The sequence below is a fragment of the Dehalobacter sp. DCM genome (assembly GCF_024972775.1).
Lineage (GTDB): Bacteria > Bacillota > Desulfitobacteriia > Desulfitobacteriales > Syntrophobotulaceae > Dehalobacter.
The window spans coordinates 866,109-886,380 of sequence record NZ_CP092282.1 but is presented as its reverse complement, the minus strand read 5'-3'; the positions used below and the strand labels follow the sequence as shown (position 1 = coordinate 886,380).

The window sequence follows — 20,272 nt, the reverse complement described above, 5'->3', positions numbered from 1 at the left end:
TCCAATATTTTTATTCAATAAAAATCGCTGTTTTAGCAGAAAATACATAGTGAAAGAATGATGAGGAGGAATCAAATATGGTACGTCAAGGTTTGATACCAAGCGCTTTAGGTACTGCCGTCACCGCTGCGGGTGTTGCGATGAGGGTCAATGATATGAAGAAAAACGGCATGAACAAGCGGGAAATGTTCCCATTGTTAAGCGCGGGTATAATCGGTTTTGGTCTCGCTCATATTGTCTTGGGCGGAATTGATCTCTATCAACACCGATTTTAAGTTGAAAGGAGTATCCTATTATGCATCATTCGGACATTGAATATGCCGAACTCGACCAGGAACAATTAACTCAGATCCAACAAGCGGAATCCCAGCTTAATACGAAACACCGCAATTTAAATGAAGAAGTTATTCTTCTCGCCTTTTCTAAAAAGAAATAATCGGCATCGAGAGATAAGTGACATCGTCAATTATGACGGTGTCACTTATTTTATTTTCTATTGAGACAAAGGGGAGACAAAGGGGACGTAGACAGTTGTCCCCTAAGAAGGAGACAACTGTCTACGTCCCCTTTGTCTCCCCTTTTGTCTCCCCGTCCCCTTTGTCTCCCGATTAGTTATTCGGGTTTACTCAGCTCAAGCATAAAATCATCAATTCCCTCTATCCCGCTATCCAGCATTTTTGCCGAATTCGCCTGCTCCGTATCGAGGATCTTTAATACATTCAGCACATCATTGCGTATCTGACGGGTGAATTGATCCCTGTACTGAGTAAATTCATACGCTTTGGCATCAAAGACAGAGATTAGTTTCCGCGTATTCAGTTTCAATTTTATATTCTCCTCAACCAGCTTGCTTTTTTCTTGGATTAATTTATCCTGAGCTTCAGTGATTCGGCTATTTTCATCCTGTAAATTTTTCTTATCTGTCACAAGCATGATCTTTTCTGTGATTAACTCCCCATATTCCTTTTGCAAATTTTCAAATTCACAAACCATGCTGTCATATTCCTGTTTGCTGACCTGATTTTCAATGAGCATTTGAATTTGTAAGTTTAATTTTTCCACTGTATTGTCAAGCTCGAGATTCATTCTTTTCAGAGCCTCAATTTCTTCGGCTTGGCCTTCATCAGCTAACAGCTCGTCAACTTGGGCTTGAAGTTTCTCAGTCAGTGTACGTAATTCGTTATTGGTTTCTTCAAGTTCGCTATTGGCATTGTTAACCTTCTTTAGTTCACTGTTTTCTTCTTGTAGCTTACGACAATCTTTTTCCAGTTCATTATTGCGTTGAAGTGTTGCTTCATACGTCTCAATATCTTTTTCTGTGATCGTGTTTTCTTCAAGCTGGGCATTTTTTTCATGGAGTTCTTTGATTTGCTCTTTATGGTGTAAGAGTTCTTCAGACAAGGTCTCCAATTTTTGGTTTAGTTCCTGATTGATGCGATTTGCGCTGTTGGACTGCCTGAGGTATTCATCTCTTTCTTTTGTCAGCATTAAGGTCATGGCCTGATATTCTTCGAGTTCATTTTGAAAGGAAGCTTCTGCTTTATTCAGACGGTCATTCAGTAATTTGATATGTTCCTCCACCTGCTCACGATGATACCCGCCAAATGTAACCTTGGAAAAACCGAATTCTTGGGTAGCCTCTGCACCTTCACGTAATTCGCTTAGTTTCAAGTTTAACTCTCCTTCCGTATACCGTACTGTTATATCGAAACAATTTCTAATTGATTGCCGATGTGTAAGCCAAACTGTGATGTTGCTCCAGCCCGGAGCTCGAGAACGTGATGGGAATTCTTCACTATTTTGCTCATTTTTCCCGGTGTCATTTTCTGTTCTATGGCAACGATTTGATTATTCTGGGTTAAAAATAACACGTCAATATTAAATTTCATGCCAAACGTATGAACTTGGCTGCACGGGATTATCAACATACCTTCGTTAACTGCCAGCTGCTTATGACGCAATAGTCCGACCAGTCGACTGACGAAACTGTCGGCAACGGTAATATTGTCGGCTATGAGCGTTTCACCGATTTGGATCTTGCATCTCTTCACTGGTAACACCGTTCCTTCACTCACCTATTTCACGCTGCGACACTGACCTGGGTTTATCCAAATTTTTCCATCAGGATCAGAACTGTTGGACCAAGAATGATAATAATGAGCACCGGTAAGACAAAGAGCACCAGGGGAAGCATCATTTTAATCGGTGCCTTCGCAGCTTTTTCTTCCGCTTTTTGCCTGCGGGCAGTACGTATCTGCTGCGCCTGTGTGTTCAATACATTTTTAATAGGGATTCCGAGATGCTCTGCCTGGATCATCGCACTGACAAATGTCTTGAGTTCCTCAACCGGTGTCCGTTCTGCTAAATCTTTTAAGGCAGATCGTCTGGGCTTACCGTATTTTATTTCGTTCAAGACAACATTGAATTCATCGATAAGCAAACCGTTCATTTTCTCGTTGATCTTTGCTAAAGCAGCATCAAACCCCAATCCGGCTTCAACCGATACAGCCAGAAGATCCATAACGTCAGGAAGCTGGTTGGTTATTTCTTCTTGACGCCGATTAATCCGCATTCGAATATACAGTATTGGCAGCATATAGCCGATAATTAAGGTCGTCGCGATAATCAGAAAAGCATACTCCGGTTTAGCTGATGCGAATAAAACACCGATCAACGAGATGAAAAAGAGTCCACCGAGCAAAATGATGCGACGAGCGTTGTAATCATTGATATTCCAAGTCAAACCGGCCAGTTTTAAATTCTTCTCCGTTTTTTGATACTTGCTGCTGTTTTCATTCCTCTTGCTCGACTTGCGTTTCGGCAGCAGGTTAGAAATTAACTTCGTCAGTGCTGTAAAAAAGGGCAGGATAACCCTTTGGACAAAAGGCTTTTCCAATTCCTCATCGATTTGAACTTTGCCTTTCCCTTTAATGGCCTTGATTCTTCTGGACTTGTGATCGGACATCCTGGCCCATTTGTAGAATAGGATCAGGGTAAGGACAAAAACCAATGCCGATAGGCTAATCACAAAAAACTGCATGTTTTATTCTCCTGACTATATTCGATAACACTAATACTTAATGTTGACGATTTTCCGGATGAATAGAAACCCGATTGTCTCAAGAAGCGCTGCTACCGAAATAAGAATAATGCCCGCTGTGGAATCAAAAAAGGCATGCACAAAGGAGGGATTGATCAACATAAACATCAGCAGCATGGCGATAGGCAGAAATCCGACAATTAAGCCCGAAGTCCTGCCGGTCGCGGTCATTACTTTGATTTCACTTTTGATCCGAAATCTTTCTTTGATGGTGGTTGAAAGATTCGTAAGCACTTCCGACAAATTGCCCCCAATCTGCCGCTGAATCGAAATTGCAGAGACGATGATCATAAAGTTCTTGCTATTAAGCCGATCCGCCATGCTAAACAGTGCTTTTTCCAGATTGCTTCCCAGGCTGATCTCCCTGAGAACCCGTCCGAATTCTTTGGATATCGGTTCAGGCATTTCATTGGCAATACTCATCATTGATTGCTGTAAGGTTAGTCCTGTTTTAAGGCTTGTACACATGACTGCTATCGCTTCCACCAGCTGTTTTTCAAATAAATCGACGCGTTTTTGCTTTTTGCGATGCAACAACAATGGCGGCAGAGCAAAACCGATAACCAGAATAGCCATAACCACAATGGCATTGCGTGTGATGAGATAAAATATCAGTGGAATCCCGATCGAGGCAAATGCCCAGATAGCTAAATATTCTGAAGAGCGCATTAACACGCCCGCAGAGGATAATTCATTTTCCAGGTTCGTCAGCAGCTTGCCCAAGCGTCCCGCTTCTTTATCTTTCTCTTTTAATTTATTCTTTCGCTTCAGCTTGGCTTGTTTAATAATTTGTCTTTCGTCTGGACCGGTGATGGACATGACTCGTTTGAAACGCGCTTTAATAAGCAGTTTATCTTTATAACCTACTTGCAGAATGATCATGATGATCAGAAACAGTTCCATCATGATGAGTATCGTCAAAATGACCTTTTCCATCGTCTTTCACCTCGGATATCAGTCGGTTACAAACCAGTCTGGATTGATCATGATCCCACTGTTATTGATCTTTTCCACACACAGCGGCCTGACGCCGGTACTGACAAACTTTCCTCTGATCTTGCCATGACTGTCAAATTCACCGGACATTTCATATTTAAAGATATCCTGCATGATGATCGTGTCACCTTCCATGCCGCTGACTTCCGTAATGTTGATAATTTTACGTGTCCCGTCCCGCATCCGGGACTGCTGGACTATGATATCGATTGCCGAAGATACTTGTTCCCGAATTGCTCTGAGGGGCAGATCCATTCCCGACATTAATACCATGGTTTCGATCCTGGACAGAGAGTCTCTTGGGGAATTGGCGTGAATCGTAGTAAGAGAGCCGTCGTGACCCGTATTCATTGCTTGCAGCATGTCCAATGTTTCTGATGAACGAACCTCACCGACAATGATCCTGTCCGGGCGCATACGCAAGGCGTTGACAACGAGGTCACGGATGGTTATTTGCCCTTTGTTTTCCAGGTTAGCCGGCCGGCTTTCCAGCGTGATCACATGTTCCTGCAGCAGCCGCAGCTCGGCAGCATCCTCAATCGTAACGATCCTCTCAGTGTCCGGAATAAAACTGGATAAGACATTCAATAACGTGGTTTTACCGCTTCCTGTCCCTCCGGATACGATAATATTCAGTTTGCCTTTGACACAGGCATCCAGGAAGGCCACCATTTTTTTTGATAAAGAACCAAAATCCAAGAGCTGTTCCACCCGAATCGGTGTCTTGGAGAATTTACGTATCGTAATCACCGGACCAATTAACGATAAGGGCGGAATAATGGCATTGACACGGGAGCCGTCATCAAGCCGGGCATCAACCATGGGGCTGGACTCATCGATGTGTCTGCCCACGGAGGATACGATTCGGTCAATAATATTCATCACATGGTCATTATCCCGGAATACAATACCCGAAAGCTGGATTTTTCCGTCTTTTTCAATATATACTCGCTTGGGTCCATTGACCATGATTTCTGTAATCGTATTGTCTTTGACTAAGGCCTCCAACGGTCCGTAACCAACGATATCGTCAAGGATCTCTTCGCCGAGCTTACTGCGCTGGGAAATATTTATGTCTTCCGCTTCAATGTTGATCAGACCATCGATAATCTTGCGAATGTCCTCGGCTATTTCACGGCTGGGTGCATTCATCTGCTTTTTATTGATTTCGTCGATGGCTGCCTGGTGGATCTTTAACTTCAAATCTAAGTAAGCATCCAGGTTGCGAGCGGCTCTTTTTATTTCCTCATGTTCGTCGCCTTTTTGTTGGGTCCCCTTCTGCCTTTCAATTTTATCCAGAAGTCCCATACCGTTTCACCTGCCCATACGGTTATAAATATGTTGTTGCAACGTATTATCTGTTGCTGGGATTTATGCTCTGAGCGACAACGCTGGCCAGCCTCACCAGTTCTTTAGCCATGGGTGACCGAGGAGCATCAAGTACTGCCGGGACACCTTTGTTCTGGCTTTCCAACGCTGTTTTGTAATCAAAAGGTATTTGTCCTTTAATGGGCATATCAATGATCTTCTGAATATTTTTTACGGTAATAATACTATTGGTAAACTTATTAACAATCACTTCAATTTTATCGGTCTGTTGGAGCGATCCTAATATATTCAGGCTTGTTTTTGTATTGCGCACCGTTGAGATATCGATGCCCGTGATCTGCAGTACCAAATTCGCATTTTCAATGGCGGCCAGTGAAATATCATTTAATAGCGGTGGTGTATCGACAATAACAAAATCATAATACGGCCGCATGGTATTAATGATTGTTTCAATATTCTTCGGTGAAACGTATTCAGCATATTCAGGACTGTTCGGTGCACATAACACGTTGACGCCTGAATGGTGCAAAACGGTAAATCGCCTGATCGCATCAATATCGGCGGTATCCTGTCCCTGAGATAATTCGGCGATTGTATTCTTTGTTTCAATGTCAAAATACACATTGACATCGCCAAATTGCAAGTCCGCATCGATGACAGCAACTTTACTGCCCATCTGCGCTAAAGAGACTGCGAGATTGACTGCAATCGTGGTTTTCCCGATACCACCCTTAGCTCCAAACACAGTAATGACTTTGGATTGTAGGTTGACCGCCGCTGTATGCTTGCTTTTTTGCAGCCGAAGCTTTTCAATGGAGAATTCTGTCTTGATGTTTTCAACGAGCGTATCCCCATCGATCGGCATTGGCAGTACCCGGCGTACACCGGCGAGCATCGCGCGCTCCACGATACTGTTGTCGGTGTTGTCACACAGAAGGATGACACTGCAGCCGGGAAGTTCAACATAGACCTGCTCGGCAAGCTTAACGGAGCTGTCATATTCACTGCCGCACTGGACAAGAACGACATGGGGATTCAAGCTGTATACTTTCTCCAGGGCGCCATCCTCAAGCTTGGTATAGCCCATGATGGCGACATCCTCATGCCGCAGAAGATTTTTCAGTTCAAATAGTTTACTGCCATCGACCCCAATAAGCATAACCTTAATTTTTTCCATCTGCTACTTCCTTCCCAGGAAAGGATTTCAGTCGTGATAACATTTATTACTCTTTGTAATAGTACACTATATCCGGCGGATTAACGATGGTCTTATCCGCGGCTGAACGCAGAACCAGCTGGTAGTCTCCTTTGGTTATACCATAGTTGACCTTTAAAACATCCTTAGCTGGAACAGCTAAGGTAACCGCGGTGTATAGCTGAGACCCATCTTCAGGGGATTGCTTGAGTCCGATTTCTAAGACCTCCAGATTTTCTGCGACCATCGTGGCCGTTGTGACGGTTTCGTTCTTACTCTGTATTCTTAAATCAATAGTCATGATAAGATCAACGCGATCCCCTTTAACAAGAAATCCGGATACGCCGTCAATATCATCCGTTCGGATGGAGAGGGCCCGATATCCTTCTTTGACAGCATAGGCAAGCTCTACGTCACGATCTGCCTCACCCACCAGCTTCGACGTCAATAGTTGCTCCTGGGATTCTACCGTTACTTTCGTGACCCGCCCGACAATACTGTTTCCGTCCTTTACCGCCAGCGGATTAACGGCTTCCGTGGGCATATTCTTTACTTCGACCATCTCGGGTGTGATCTTTGTCCGTTCCGGGATCTGGACTTTGGCGACGACGACCGGTGTTGTCCCTCCCAAGGCATTCTTCTCCACCTTCTTTTCCAAATTAGAAAGAAATAAGAAGCCCGCCATTCCGGTTATGACGGCCAGTAATAGTGCTAAGATAATAAGCTTTTTCACACCAATCCTCGCCTTTCCATTATTCTACAAGCATTAAGGTCTGCAGCCAGTTAAAATCGGACTCGGTGACATCGCCTCCGCTGGCTGTGCCCGTACTGAGCGATTTTACATAGATCCCAACGATCGCATCAGAGGATTTTTCTTCCTCGGTACGCGGTTGCAGGAGAAAAGCAGCAAAACCATCCACGCGTATCGTTTTTTTATCCACAACGGTGTAAACCGGTATTTTCAATATACTCGGGCAGCCATATACATAATTCTCCGGTGTACAAGCTGGATAATGAGGGCAGGCATGCGCTTCATAAATTTCATTGCTGATACCCACTTTGGCCCCAAACCCCTTAAATAATATATCGTTAACTTTTACAACCCCGGTATAGCCCAATGGTCCTAAATCCCGACTATAGTCCACACCCTGGCCGCCTTTTCCGTCATAATCCAAAATGCTGTAAAACGGTCCGATGCCTCCGCCGGCGCTGTTCTTCAATACGGCTTTTTGTATACCGTCAGTTAATTGTTTCTGAACAATTTGCTGGAACTCTACTTTTTCCACGCCTAAGGGAGTCAAACCTGTGGTTTGCTCAATGGCGGACATCTTGACCATGGCCTTTTTGGTGAAGTCTAAAGAATCAACGCCAAAAATACGGGCAAAGGACGTATCCACACTGCCTTGGGTTTGGATTTGTATATTGGTGTAATAGTCAAAAACCGCACCCCCCAAAGTGACATCGCTTGCAGATAATGTATCACACCCATTGATGCTGGCATATTGCGCGGCTTTTTCTTTTATCGCATTAATAGCATAATAATCATCGACTCGAACCGGGAGCTGTCTCCCGGCTGAATATGCCGCAGCATCAATCGCTTTCTGCATTTTCCCCATGCTTAAATAGGCTGTACCCATATCTAGCGACAGGGCTGCCATTCCTAAAATGGCGACCATGGCAAAAGCGACGATAACAGCCACGACACCCTTTTCATTTTTCACTGCTATGGATAGGTATCGTTTTAACAGAATTTTAAATTGTTTGGTTTTATATGTAATAGTGATGTTTCTCAATGATTATTCCACCTTCATCGTACATGAAGAATCGAGATGAATTGTATCGCCTTGGACAAATACTCCTACAATCGGTGTCAATATGCTGACGTCGCTGGAAGTCAATACGGTGACATTGCCTTCCCTCGGATAAGTCGTATTGGAAAAGGTTACCGTAACCACAAGTGATCCGGAGATAAAAGACGGCGTCAATGCCTTCGTATAGTTCTGGATATTGGTTACTGCATTGGGTTCTATGGCATGAACAATCGCATACCGCGCGCCTTCTCTGGCACTGTGATCGACTGCGTTCTGGTTCATCATGATCCAGCCGAAGTCAATAATCCCCCCCAGAATAAGCAGAAGTATCGGAAGGATGAGTGCAAACTCTGCCACAGCCTGCCCCTTATTCCCTTTTATTTTTTTTAACAATTGTTTCAGCAATGGGATCATTCCTTCCGGATCAAGCATTTGCTGCAATCACAGCCTTCGTAATCCTTCGAAAACCGCAATACAGCCAAATAGTGCTTTAGCTGCACCCCGAGTTCATAAGATCAACAGAGCGCAGCTAAAACAAGGTGTTTCACCACAGATCAAATTCAATTTAAGCCAATTTAGGGATTACAATTTGTTGCTGACATTATTAAACAGGTTGGCAATCTTCGGTCCGAGGATAACTAACGCGACAACGACAACGATAGCAATCAGTCCGATGATAAGTCCATACTCGACCATACCTTGTCCGTCTTCCTCTTTAAAGAATCTTTTCGCGATTTGTTTCATTTGGGTTCTCCTCCTTTATTAAAACAAAATAATTATTTAAGATCATTGGTTTGGATTTATACCTGTACGATTAGAGCGTAAATAGGGTAATGAAGCTAAAGAGATTCTGTCCTAATGCCAAATTATAGATCATAACCGCCAGAGCGCCTGCTGCCATGAAAGGACCCAGCGCCAATCTTGTTTTCAAGCCCCCTTTACGGGTTGCGATTAGATAAAGCGTAAACAGGATAAGCAGGGCAACCATGATAATAACTGATAGCAGAACGCCATGGACACCTAATATATACCCGACCACTGCAGAGAATTTGAGATCACCAAAGCCAGCGCTTTTGCCAACAAGGAAAGGAAGCATAAAGACGAAGAATCCGGTTGCGAGTCCAAATATCGCTGGAAGAATACTGTTGATTTGTCCCTCAGCAATAAGTACGCCGGTATGAATAATTAGAAGGGACAAGAGCAACTCATTGGGAATCTTCTTGATCGAAATGTCTATGGCGGATATAATAATGACCACCGAGATGACCAGTGCACATTCGATGGCTCTTGCGCTAAGGCCATCTAAAAGGTACACAGCAAGCCAGCTTAATCCATTGAGCAGCGCCCAGACCATGCTGCGGAGAGGTGTTCCCGTAAATTTTGGGGTTTCGATTTCCTTCACTCTTCTCTTCACGAGAAGAACTGTGATCTTCTCCATGAGTAAGCCGGCGAGTATACCGGAAATCAGAATAATGAATGCATTCATTGTATAACCCTCTTCGTGTTCAAATCGACATACCTTTTCAGCCTATACAAAAAGCCCTCTTTAGGGGGTTACCTAAAGAGGGCATATATACTGATGTCCTACACTTTCGGCAACCCGGCGACCATAACCCGAAGGTTTTAGGCCCGTAGCTTTGCGTCCTTGCCTTTCGACAAGTTTGCTATTATCGATTTGTGAGGTCATTATAATACATTATTTCAGCTTTGTAAATATTCTTTTTAAAAAATTTTGCAATTATTTGAAAAATTTTATAGGACCTGTCGTAATTCCGTACTTAACGTGTTATCTATTGAACCCAAGCCTGACAGATCTTTACTCCCTAATTCAGAAGCAATAATTTAATAATAAGTGAGCAATAGCCTTGCAAATGCAAGGTTTTTTTAATATATTTTTAGTCAAATTAAATCATATTTATATGGCGTAATGTAACGTATTGTGATATAATTAAGTATATAGTCTAAGTGAACGCGAGGTGTTTTCATGTATTTAAAAAAAGCATTTCACTCTAAGACAGGCAGAACCTATTTGTCAGCTGCCACAAACTTTTATGATCCTGTAAGAAAACAATCGCGAACGCGAACCATTGAATCGTTTGGTTACGTGGATGTCCTTGAAAAAATATATCCCGATCCAATTGAACACTTCACTTCAGTCGTTGAAAAAATGGATGCTGAGGAGAAGCTATCTAAATCCATCGATCAGATTAAGATTAACAGGGCTGCTACTCTAACTATTGGTAATATGAACAGAAAGTATTTCGGCTATGCTGCATTAAGTAAGATATATCACGATCTTGAACTCCATACTTTTTTTGTTAACAGGGCGCGGAATCTGAATATTGAATATATCCTGAACAATGTTGTTAAGTTATTGATCTTTGAACGCCTTAGAGATCCGGCTTCAAAGAAAAAAGCCTTCGAGAACAAAGACCGGTACTTTGAAAATATGGATTTCTCGCTGGATAATGTGTACGGAGCATTAAGTATCATTGCCAAGTACCGAGATGACTTACAGGTCCATCTCCATAACAAGGTTAAAGCTCTCTGCGGCAGAACGACAGAGTTGGTATACTACGATGTAACCAATTACTATTTCGAGATCGACGAACAAGACGACATGAAGAAGAAAGGTGTCTCTAAAGAACATCGCCCTGATCCAATCATTCAGATGGGTTTATTTATGGATACGATGGGTATCCCAATCTCCTACAAGCTTTTCCCGGGAAACACCAATGACTGCGAAACGGTGCGTCCCATGCTGGCTGAGCTGAAAAGAGAGTATGACATAGGTCGTGTTATTATTGTCGCCGATAAGGGAAACAACACAGCAAAGAACATTAACTACCACGTCATGCGCGGCGACGGGTATGTGTACAGCCAGACCGTTCGAGGGGCTCATAAGGAACTGAAAGACTATGTCTTTGATGAGGACGGCTATACTTGGATCGGCGATGACTACAAGATTAAATCACGAATCTATCCCAGAGAGATCAGTGTCGTCGGAAACGACAATAAACCGGTGAAAAAACGCATTGATGAAAAGCAGATCATTTTTTATTCAAGAGACTATGATCGACGTGCCAAAGCTGAAAGAGAACCGGCTTTACTTAAAGCGATGGAGCTTGTAAGAGACCCTGGTAAGTACAATAGGGCCACTTCCTACGGTGCTGCCAAATACGTTAAAAATCTTGAATACGATAAAGAAACCGGCGAGATCATTACCGCAAACAAACGACCGGTATTTGATGAGGCAAAACTTCGGGAAGAAGAAAAATTTGATGGGTACTATGCCATCGTTACCAGTGAACTGGATAAGTCTGATACGGAAATCATCGAAATCTACCGTGGGCTTTGGCGGATTGAAGAATCTTTTAAAATCACGAAGAGCGACCTAAAAACCAGACCGATTTACCTTTCCAAGCAAGACCGCATAGAATCGCACTTCCTTATTTGTTTTATGGCTCTGGCCATCATTCGGATTCTTCAGCACCAATTTGATGGAAAGTATTCGGCAACGCACATTCTTGATAGCTTACGAAAAATAGAATGTACGCGAGTAGACAAAAACCTATACATCTTTGATCATGTTGATGAGATATCTTTAGCATTGAAAGATGTCTTGGGCGTTGATTTTTCAAAAGAGTTCCTCACGCTAAAAGAGATAAAAAATATTTTAGCTGATACTAAAAAGAGCTAAATTACACCATGAGAATTTGATAAAACAAAAACAGCGCTATCCTTTATATACCAAGGGTTTGCGCTGTTATTTTATCTAATTTGCTTCGGAATTCAGGTTATAATACATTATTTCAGCTTTGTAAATATTCTTTTTAAAAAATTTTGCAATTATTTGAAAAATTTTATAGGACCTGTCGTAATTCCGTACTTAACGTGTTATCTATTGAACCCAAGCCTGACAGATCTTTACTCCCTCAGCAGCATTAGTGGTAAAGGCGTCGGCACCAATCTGTTTACAAGCTTCTTGTGTTACCGGGTTACCACCGATGATGATTTTGACACTGTCACGTACTCCGGCTGTAGTTAAATCCTCGACAGTCTTTTTCATGGAGTCTAACGCTAAAGTCAATACACCGCTCATACCCACCACATCGGGTCGTACTTCTTTTACTTTTTGAACAAATGCACTGGGACTCTGGTCAATTCCCAGATCAATGACTTCGAATCCGGCAGCTTCGCACATGCTCCTGAAGATATTCTTCCCTATATCGTGCAGGTCACCTTCTACTGTTCCGACAACGATTTTTCCTACCTTAGCTGTGTTTCCCCCGCCGATCACAGGCTTGAGAATCTCAATAGATTGGGTAAGAAGTTCGCCAGCAAAAATAAGGTCACCAACAAAGTATTCGCCACTTTCGAATAAGTCACCGACTTTAGCCATTCCCAGTTGACAAGCCGCAACAACTGCCTGACCTTCTTCTGGCGAAGGATGTGAAGCAACAAAATTGTTCAGCATATTCATAAGGGCGTCTTCATCAAGGTCACCAACGGCATCCGTTAATATCTTTAAATCTATCATCTGTGCCTCCATACTCAAATGTATTGCCAATAAGTTCCTTTGTTTAATATAGGACTGTTTATATTAAACAAACAAGTTTCTTGCCCGTGACAAAAGTTTAGCAAAAATATTTTAACTTTTCAATCGATTATCCCAGAAGATATATTTGCTAAAAATTTTATTGTACAAACACATAAATGTCAAATGCTATATTTTGTATTATTAAGCTCTTATGATAAAATAAGAAAAAAGAAATATCATAATGAGGTGTTTTTAATGGATAGTGTAAAAATTATCGAAATTAAACAAAGCATTTTTGAAAACAATGATATGGAGGCAGATAAACTTAGAGACGAGCTGAAGAAGAACAAAACCTTTTTGCTTAATCTTATGTCCTCTCCTGGTTCAGGTAAAACCAGCTCTGTTCTGCGCATCATTGAAAAATTAAAAAATGAAATGAACATTGGGGTCATGGAAGCTGATATTGATTCCGCTGTGGATGCCGAAAAAGTTGCCAAGACTGGAATTAAGGCAATTCAGCTTCATACCGGCGGTATGTGTCACCTTGACGCCTATATGACAAAACAGGGAATTGACAACCTTGGAATTGACGATCTGGATTTTGTCATTCTGGAAAACGTTGGAAATCTTGTTTGTCCCGCTGAATTTGATACCGGTGCGTCCAAAAAAGCCATGATCCTCAGCGTGCCCGAGGGCGACGATAAACCCCTGAAATATCCCTTGATTTTCCAGACTGTCGATATCATGATCATCAATAAAATAGATTGCTTGGATTATTTTGACTTTGACCTTGCTGCTGTTAGGGAACGCGCAACCCGATTAAACCCCGATATTATTATTTTTGAAGTTTCTGCAAAGACCGGTCAGGGCTTTGATGAATTAGCCGGCTGGATACGCAAGGAAGTATCCGCCTGGAATAATTAAACAGAGTACATTACTATAAGGTATACTTCGTTAAGGGATATTAACTTATGAAAGAAAACGACTTAATCTTCACAGATCATAGTCGTTTTTTTGTTATTGAGGGTATCAATTTTCATAATCAGTACTATATAACTTCTATAATCCACCTCAAGTGCAGTATTAAAACTCCTACCTTTGCTATAACCAACAAGCCCAGACCATATTTTATCCAACGTATGTGGTTTCGGAATCTGTAAATCATTAATAGCAAGACACCGACAAACATGACTACGGTAACGGAAGCTAGTGTTGTATTAACGCTAAAAATCCATTTAATGATTGGATTGGCTTCCGCGATGATTCCTTTAGTCATTCCCACTGCGGTAAACAAAGTATCTGCTATGGTCATTAAAAAAATTAAAATGTATGGTAATTTGTTCATAAAACGTCATCCTTGAAGGCTGTAAATGGGCAGATCAAATCACTCCTTAATAGATTCACCAGATTTAAACTTACTAAAACATCCAAAATAGTTACTTATTGCTCTATTGTAGCGATCCACCTCTTTACAGTTACTCTATATTCATTAATATGCTCGCTCGAATTTGTCTTATTAAAGGTATTTACTTCCTGACACAAAAAAAAGCCCTATGGCTTTTTTGACTTTTCCTGTGTTTTTGTTATTTCTGACTTCCACTATTGTAAAGCAACGTTTGGCTTTCTTTTGGTGTTAGATTAAACGTTCAACGCTTCATGACACGTCTTAGGGGTATGAACAGTATCGAAAAACCCACCTTAATAAAGAAAGTGGTTCTTAATATAAGACATCATCTATCCATTCATATAGTTCAGGTAGTAAGTTCTTTCCAGCAACCAGGCTATCGTGGATATTTTTCCACAAACCATCAATTGTTTCAGTCTCCGGGATCATCATCAGTGGTATGCGTTCGCCAAAGGCCGTTTCATACAGCCTATTCAGCTCACGAAACCTTTGATCTGCTGCGCTGATCATCTAATTCCCCCTTGTCTTCTCATACTCCTTTGTTGCAGTTGGAAAATATGGCTGCTGCTTATCCAGATTGCTATAATCTTACAACGAAAATAATCGGGTTGCAACGCATTGCAGTGTTAGGACAAATAAGCTTAGTTTATAAAATCAAAAACACCGCAAATCATTGCGGTGTCTATGTTTTCAGTGGAGCCGATGGTCGGAATCGAACCGACGACCTGCTCATTACGAGTGAGCTGCTCTACCCCTGAGCCACATCGTGGCTTATAATCAGCATTTCAAGTTTTCATAGACTTAATTAAGCAATTCATCATTACTCTGCTTATCTAATATTACCAATGTTTAAAAACGTTGGCAATAGTCATTTTCTGTATCCTGTTAAGAATATTGAAAAGTGAGCATACCGATTGAAGTAGAAAACGAAGAGTTTATTCCTCTTCGTTAAAACATCTAGTATCTGTTTAGCAAGTAATGTTTTCATTTCCCCTTTTGAAGTGGTAACCCGCTATTAAATTTTACTAGCTTTTCCCAATCAATATTATAATCTTCATCGCAGAATTCTTCGATAAATTCATGCGTAAAACGATTAATAGCTGAGTCCCAAGCAGCTTTATATTCAATCAAATGCTCTTGAGGTTTATCTTTCATTAACTGAATTATCTTTAGATAAAAGTCAGAATCACCAGTAATAAACTCCCAAAAAGCCTGTCCTGCAAGTTCTCGGAATGCTGCTTTAGAATTCTTGCTCTGCTGTTTTTTCCCATAGCAATAACCAACGACCGGATCAAAATGTTTCTGTAATTTTCGCAAACGGTTTTCTAATGCTTTAAAATCATCACCTTGTCTTCTTCGACTTTGAGCGTTGAAAACATTCGTCCCGCTTTTTACAGCTATGGCAGAGTAGCTTGCTTCCGTTTCTCTAGCCACATCCACCCCTTCGGATGGTGATACGACACCGCCAGAAGCAAACTTTGCTAATGGCTCAAAAAAAGCGTCACCAAAAATCCCTTCATCACTACTGGACATATAGGCAGATAATAACCCCTCAACTATATCCGATGCTTTTTGAACCCCTATTGCTCTATACAAATAGGGATTTTTTCTTGATAATGCATGATTCAATTTCAAAGTTTTAATCTTATCAATACGTCTTCTGTAAAAGTCGTCCAATAAGTCACTGATTTTTTGTTCTAACTCCAAAGAATTAACCATTAAAACAACACCTTTTTTAATTAGCTTCTAACATAATATTTTGAATTCTAGCCAAATTATCATGAATTGAAGTCCCTCGAAAACGTCTTGTATTAATTTTAGCCGTTCCATTTGCAACCGCTAACAACATTTGCCCAACTGCTTTTCCTAATCCTAGGGGAACAGCGTTGCCTATTTGACGATAACAATCACTAATGCTACCTTCAATTATCCAATCATCAGGAAATTGTTGTATCCGAGCATATTCTCTAATTGATAACGGCCTATCCTGTATTGGATGACAAAGCATTGTTGCTTTTTGTACTGGACTTGTTACAAGAGTTGGAGAGGGTTGCTCATAATCTAAACGACGATAAAAGCCAACTTTTCCTCCTCCACTGTTATATGCTCCACCCATTGCCGACTCAACAATATCAGGAGGTAAATTACGCCAGTTACCGCCCATAGGGACAAGCCTTAAATACTTTAATCTTTCTGCTGAAAACGTCGTATACGGGCCAGGATTGCCTTCTAAATCCTCTATGGCATCTCGCAAGGTTAGCCAGCGATAACCTAAGTCTTGATGAAATTGAAAATGCGTAGGTACGGGTAAAAAAATATCTTCATAGTCTCGAGAGCCAATAATAAATAAACGCTCTCGAAATTGTGGTACACCATAATGAGATGCATCCAAAATACCGTGAACAAGTTTATATCCCAATTCCTGGAATGTCTCTCTAATAAAGTGAAATACTGAACCAGGAAGTTCCTCGGGGTCTACTGGTTTTCCGTTACGTTCATCTAGCGGCACATGCTTAATTGCAGCAGATAGTAAACCCTTAACATTTTCCATTATAAAAAACCGTGGACGAACGACCTTAATTACTTTTACAAACTCCATAAAAAGACTTCCACGAGGGTCTTGCGTTCCTAGTCGTTTTCCAGCTGTACTAAATGGTTGGCATGGCGGCCCCCCGACCACGGCGAATGCTTCTCCAGGTATCAATCCAGCAGGTTCAAGTAGAAACTTGCAAGAAGGGTCTTCAATAAGCAATTGACGAATATCCCCTAAAACAAATGGTTTACTATTGGATGTAGCAGTTTTAGCACACCACGGGTCGAAGTCTTGTCCAATTTTAATGTCCAAACCAGCTTTTTCTAATCCTAAATCCAACCCCATGGCACCGCTAAACAAAGATATTACGGGATAAGTCATAGCTTATTTCGCCCTCTCTTGATGTCTTACTTAATACTTCTATATTCTATATTACCTTACCTTTTCCTCTAATAAGACATCATAAATTATAGAGTAATATGGCTATGGAGGTAATTACCCATAAAAATAATAAAAAGGAATATCCGGTATTCCCTTTTCAGATATAGCTAGAAATTGTATGTCTCGGATATTTTCTAACAGCAGTCTGTGGAAGCAATAGCTCTCATATGTAGGGAAACCAATAAAAGCTTAATTGATGTAAACTACGCCCCACTCTGATTAAAAAACAGGAAGTGTTTTCACCCTTCTGTGATACCTGTTTTTCTTTGATATTCTATTTCGTTTTGAACATCTGATTATTATTTTTTCGGGAATAAAATTTCATTGAATCTTTTATAGGCTCTATCTAAATAGCGAGATATTATATCTGGGCGTTTATATGGAATAGATGAATCTTTAAGAAAGTTTCTAAAAGATGTTTTTTCATATGTATCAATATAGTTTTCTAAGATTCGTGTTATTGGTCGACCATTTTTCCTACTTAGTAAGTAACATAATATTTCATACTCAATAATATTTAAATGAATGAATCCTCTTATGGGAAGATTACTATACTCCTTTAGTTGTTCTGAAAATTCTTTTTCAATCGGTGGTAAAGTTGGAAAATCAGATACATTAATTATTATAAGATAGATTTCGGAAATCGAAGAAAGGTCAATCGGACATTCACAGATCATAATCTCTGATAATCTATTACACATTTGTTTTAATGGCGACAAAACTAACCGCTGCTTTTCTTTTTCCAATAGGCTATTGTCATTGATTTCAATAGCATCAGCTTTTATTCTTTGACTTTTTGCTTCTATAACGATGAGTTTTTTCTCTAGCTTTAAAAACGCATCAGGAGATTTTTTGCTATTATCTTTTCCATATCTAAATTCTTTGATTACCTCATATTTTAGTGATGACATTTTTGCACAATTTTCCAATAAATTTGCAATGTAAATCTCAAAAGGTCTACCAAAAAAACTAATAAACCTAACATCGTCTTCGTCATAGCAATTTCTAACCCTGTAAAACAGTTCGTGAAAAACTTGTTCTGTAAACATTTTCCCAGATATCGGAATAATTGTCTTGTCTTCAAATTGGAAAAATGGTTTATCTTTAAAACATTGATAGTTCCATGGATATTCTATTGTTTTTACAGCCCATAAATTAGCATCGGAATAGTTTAATAGTAATGGATTAATTATTTCAGAAATATTTGATGGAATAGATGTTTTTGAAAAAAGTACTGTAATATCTTTTCTCCAGTTGTTCGTAATGCTAGATTCTTGTATAAAAGATGAGTATAACCCAAATAAAATTGCAAGTAGTAGTTCAATAGAATAACCATTCTTCTTAATAAAATCATTATTAAAATCGATGTACTCATTCTCAATAAATAGTTCCTTTTTTATAGCTATGTCACAATAAATATAATACGCTCTTCCTATTGATGAACCAATATCTTCGTAGGAATTAAAAGAAATATTTCTCAATAACTCATAAATAATATCTGTTTCATTAGTTTCGTTTTCAGGAAATAAGTAATCTGATATTGCCAAATTTAAGAATAAAATATTTCGTAAACCCTGTACTGGTTCTACCGTTTTGTCTAAATTATCTGGATTTCCATAAGCTAATAACCATTTCCAAGTTGTAAGTAAGCTTTGAGGCGTGTATATAATTGAATCACCGATTTTTTCCCTAATGGAAAAAAGTTTATCAGAATCAATATTTTCTAAATCTTTAATAAAACTATCCTTAATTACCTGACTATTAGCCAACTTGGGCGAAAAAAGCAATTGTGAAATAATGGGGAAGATAGTGCCTAATGGTAGATCATTAATGATTTCTATTAATTCACTTTTATCATATTTATAACCAAAAATATGACTATAGGTTGCATATACTTTAATATGTTTATCTTTCATATATACCCCATTTATCAATAGAATTATTAAATACAATTCTTATTCTACAAAATCAATAAACCATCTATGATTGGGTTCTTGTCTGCCCCCTTTTATTAAACCTCTTCTAAGTAAATTTCTTAGTGGAAGACCAGGTGTTCTTACAGAATCCTCAAGTAGCTTTTCTTCATCTAACCATTTGGCAGCTGTAATTGCATCAACGCTTTCTCCCCGAGTCAAATTGCTCTGTAAATAATTGTTAATCAAATACAGGTTATCAACATTTGACACTAACTCCGCCTCCCTTTTTCTTAATTCCCTAGTCAAAGTAGCCTTACTGATTTTTGTCATTTCGGCCACTTGTGTATATGAATAGTTTTCAAGCAAATCCAAAGCGTGATTTATTTGAGTATCGGTAAATGACTTTGGTCTACCTTCTTTGAATCCTGCTTTTGTCTTTGCAATTGCTTTACCAGCCTGAGTCCGTTCCACAATCATATCTCGTTCAAATTCGGCAAATGCACTCATCACCGTTAATGTTACTTTACCGATCGGTGAATCTTCTACCATACCCATATTCAATATATTAACGCCAATACCTTTAGCCATTAATTCTCTAATCAAATTAACGCCTTCTGTGGCCGTCCTTGCAAATCTATCAAGCTTTGTAACCATGAGTGTATCACCAGCCTCAAGTATACTTAGCATTTCATTAAATACTGGTCTATCCGTTTTTGTGCCAGTATAGCTTTCTTTATAAACTTCAGAACAACCTTTTTCTCTTAAAACCTTTTCTTGTTCCTCTAAACTATTTCCGCTATTCGCTTGTTGTCTTGTGCTAACTCTGGCATAGCCTATAGTTTTCATTACATTTACCTCTTTCCAGATTATCATTATGACCATAAGTTTTGATTACGTTCTATGCCTTTATTTTACTACAACAAAAAATCATAGTCAATACTGTTAAGATATGACTATGATTTCATTTATTTAGATTATTGTTTAGGGTTATAGGCCACTATCAAGA

At 40.0% G+C, this 20,272-nt stretch carries 22 protein-coding genes, 1 tRNA gene and 1 riboswitch; of the genes, 4 read left to right on the top strand and 19 right to left on the bottom strand.

The features are described 5' to 3' along the window. Positions 1-77 precede the first annotated feature (77 nt). Together LPY66_RS04320 and LPY66_RS04315 are read left to right on the top strand one after the other, a co-directional pair. Positions 78-275, top strand: a complete 198-nt coding sequence (locus tag LPY66_RS04320) for an asparagine synthase (RefSeq protein WP_337986870.1) — start codon at positions 78-80, stop codon at positions 273-275. Between the two features lie 20 nt (positions 276-295). After that, positions 296-436 (top strand): hypothetical protein, encoded by a 141-nt coding sequence (locus LPY66_RS04315; protein ID WP_337986869.1) that lies wholly within the window; start codon positions 296-298, stop codon positions 434-436. Between the two features lie 176 nt (positions 437-612). On the opposite strand, the gene LPY66_RS04310 is transcribed toward LPY66_RS04315, so the two are convergent. From LPY66_RS04310 to LPY66_RS04260, 11 genes are all read right to left on the bottom strand, one after another. Continuing rightward, on the bottom strand, positions 613-1,671 hold the full coding sequence (locus tag LPY66_RS04310) for a hypothetical protein (protein ID WP_337986868.1): 1,059 nt from the start codon (positions 1,669-1,671) through the stop codon (positions 613-615). Positions 1,672-1,700: 29 nt separating this feature from the next. Next, positions 1,701-2,051 carry a DUF192 domain-containing protein gene (locus tag LPY66_RS04305; RefSeq protein WP_337986867.1) on the bottom strand — a complete coding sequence of 117 codons (351 nt, stop codon included), beginning with the start codon at positions 2,049-2,051 and terminating at the stop codon, positions 1,701-1,703. A 53-nt stretch (positions 2,052-2,104) separates the two neighbouring features. Then, complete coding sequence (locus LPY66_RS04300; RefSeq protein WP_337986866.1) at positions 2,105-3,040, bottom strand: type II secretion system F family protein; 936 nt, start codon at positions 3,038-3,040, stop codon at positions 2,105-2,107. A 30-nt stretch (positions 3,041-3,070) separates the two neighbouring features. After that, the gene (locus tag LPY66_RS04295; protein WP_337986865.1) at positions 3,071-4,036 is read right to left on the bottom strand and encodes a type II secretion system F family protein; all 966 of its coding nucleotides are present in this window, start codon (positions 4,034-4,036) and stop codon (positions 3,071-3,073) included. A gap of 18 nt (positions 4,037-4,054) precedes the next feature. Further along, complete coding sequence (locus LPY66_RS04290) at positions 4,055-5,404, bottom strand: CpaF family protein (RefSeq protein ID WP_337986864.1); 1,350 nt, start codon at positions 5,402-5,404, stop codon at positions 4,055-4,057. Positions 5,405-5,450: 46 nt separating this feature from the next. Beyond that, a complete protein-coding gene (locus tag LPY66_RS04285; RefSeq protein ID WP_337986863.1) occupies positions 5,451-6,602 on the bottom strand; it encodes an AAA family ATPase in 1,152 nt (383 codons plus the stop codon). Positions 6,603-6,648: 46 nt separating this feature from the next. Continuing rightward, the gene (gene cpaB / locus LPY66_RS04280) at positions 6,649-7,353 is read right to left on the bottom strand and encodes a Flp pilus assembly protein CpaB (RefSeq protein ID WP_337986862.1); all 705 of its coding nucleotides are present in this window, start codon (positions 7,351-7,353) and stop codon (positions 6,649-6,651) included. A gap of 19 nt (positions 7,354-7,372) precedes the next feature. Next, complete coding sequence (locus LPY66_RS04275) at positions 7,373-8,413, bottom strand: TadE/TadG family type IV pilus assembly protein (RefSeq protein WP_337986861.1); 1,041 nt, start codon at positions 8,411-8,413, stop codon at positions 7,373-7,375. 3 nt (positions 8,414-8,416) lie between these two features. Then, positions 8,417-8,863: a TadE/TadG family type IV pilus assembly protein gene (locus LPY66_RS04270; RefSeq protein ID WP_337988020.1), complete on the bottom strand. Its 447-nt coding sequence runs from the start codon at positions 8,861-8,863 to the stop codon at positions 8,417-8,419. Positions 8,864-9,013: 150 nt separating this feature from the next. After that, positions 9,014-9,175, bottom strand: coding sequence for a Flp family type IVb pilin (locus tag LPY66_RS04265; RefSeq protein WP_337986860.1), 162 nt, complete (start codon positions 9,173-9,175; stop codon positions 9,014-9,016). 70 nt (positions 9,176-9,245) lie between these two features. Then, entirely contained in the window at positions 9,246-9,917 is a 672-nt protein-coding gene (locus LPY66_RS04260) for a prepilin peptidase (protein WP_337986859.1), read from the bottom strand. Positions 9,918-10,022: 105 nt separating this feature from the next. Beyond that, a riboswitch (cyclic di-GMP riboswitch) is annotated at positions 10,023-10,107 on the bottom strand. Positions 10,108-10,415: 308 nt separating this feature from the next. Here LPY66_RS04260 and LPY66_RS04255 point away from each other — a divergent pair. Continuing rightward, positions 10,416-12,131 (top strand): IS1634 family transposase, encoded by a 1,716-nt coding sequence (locus LPY66_RS04255; RefSeq protein ID WP_337986488.1) that lies wholly within the window; start codon positions 10,416-10,418, stop codon positions 12,129-12,131. Between the two features lie 201 nt (positions 12,132-12,332). Here LPY66_RS04255 and LPY66_RS04250 read toward each other — a convergent pair whose 3' ends face one another. Further along, the gene (locus LPY66_RS04250) at positions 12,333-12,971 is read right to left on the bottom strand and encodes a cobalamin B12-binding domain-containing protein (protein WP_337986858.1); all 639 of its coding nucleotides are present in this window, start codon (positions 12,969-12,971) and stop codon (positions 12,333-12,335) included. Positions 12,972-13,226: 255 nt separating this feature from the next. Between LPY66_RS04250 and hypB the strand changes: the two genes are divergently transcribed. Beyond that, positions 13,227-13,895, top strand: a complete 669-nt coding sequence (gene hypB / locus LPY66_RS04245; protein ID WP_337986857.1) for a hydrogenase nickel incorporation protein HypB — start codon at positions 13,227-13,229, stop codon at positions 13,893-13,895. A gap of 124 nt (positions 13,896-14,019) precedes the next feature. On the opposite strand, the gene LPY66_RS04240 is transcribed toward hypB, so the two are convergent. The 7 genes from LPY66_RS04240 to LPY66_RS04210 form a co-directional block, all read right to left on the bottom strand. Next, a complete protein-coding gene (locus LPY66_RS04240; RefSeq protein WP_337986856.1) occupies positions 14,020-14,316 on the bottom strand; it encodes a DUF5658 family protein in 297 nt (98 codons plus the stop codon). Positions 14,317-14,688: 372 nt separating this feature from the next. Beyond that, positions 14,689-14,886 (bottom strand): hypothetical protein, encoded by a 198-nt coding sequence (locus tag LPY66_RS04235; RefSeq protein WP_337986855.1) that lies wholly within the window; start codon positions 14,884-14,886, stop codon positions 14,689-14,691. A gap of 184 nt (positions 14,887-15,070) precedes the next feature. Continuing rightward, positions 15,071-15,147 (bottom strand) — tRNA-Thr (locus tag LPY66_RS04230). 213 nt (positions 15,148-15,360) lie between these two features. Then, a complete protein-coding gene (locus LPY66_RS04225; RefSeq protein ID WP_337986854.1) occupies positions 15,361-16,095 on the bottom strand; it encodes a PmeII family type II restriction endonuclease in 735 nt (244 codons plus the stop codon). 16 nt (positions 16,096-16,111) lie between these two features. Continuing rightward, positions 16,112-17,290, bottom strand: a complete 1,179-nt coding sequence (locus tag LPY66_RS04220; protein ID WP_337986853.1) for a DNA cytosine methyltransferase — start codon at positions 17,288-17,290, stop codon at positions 16,112-16,114. 359 nt (positions 17,291-17,649) lie between these two features. Continuing rightward, on the bottom strand, positions 17,650-19,266 hold the full coding sequence (locus tag LPY66_RS04215; protein WP_337986852.1) for a hypothetical protein: 1,617 nt from the start codon (positions 19,264-19,266) through the stop codon (positions 17,650-17,652). 39 nt (positions 19,267-19,305) lie between these two features. Further along, positions 19,306-20,112, bottom strand: a complete 807-nt coding sequence (locus LPY66_RS04210; RefSeq protein ID WP_337986851.1) for a recombinase family protein — start codon at positions 20,110-20,112, stop codon at positions 19,306-19,308. Positions 20,113-20,272: the final 160 nt, after the last annotated feature.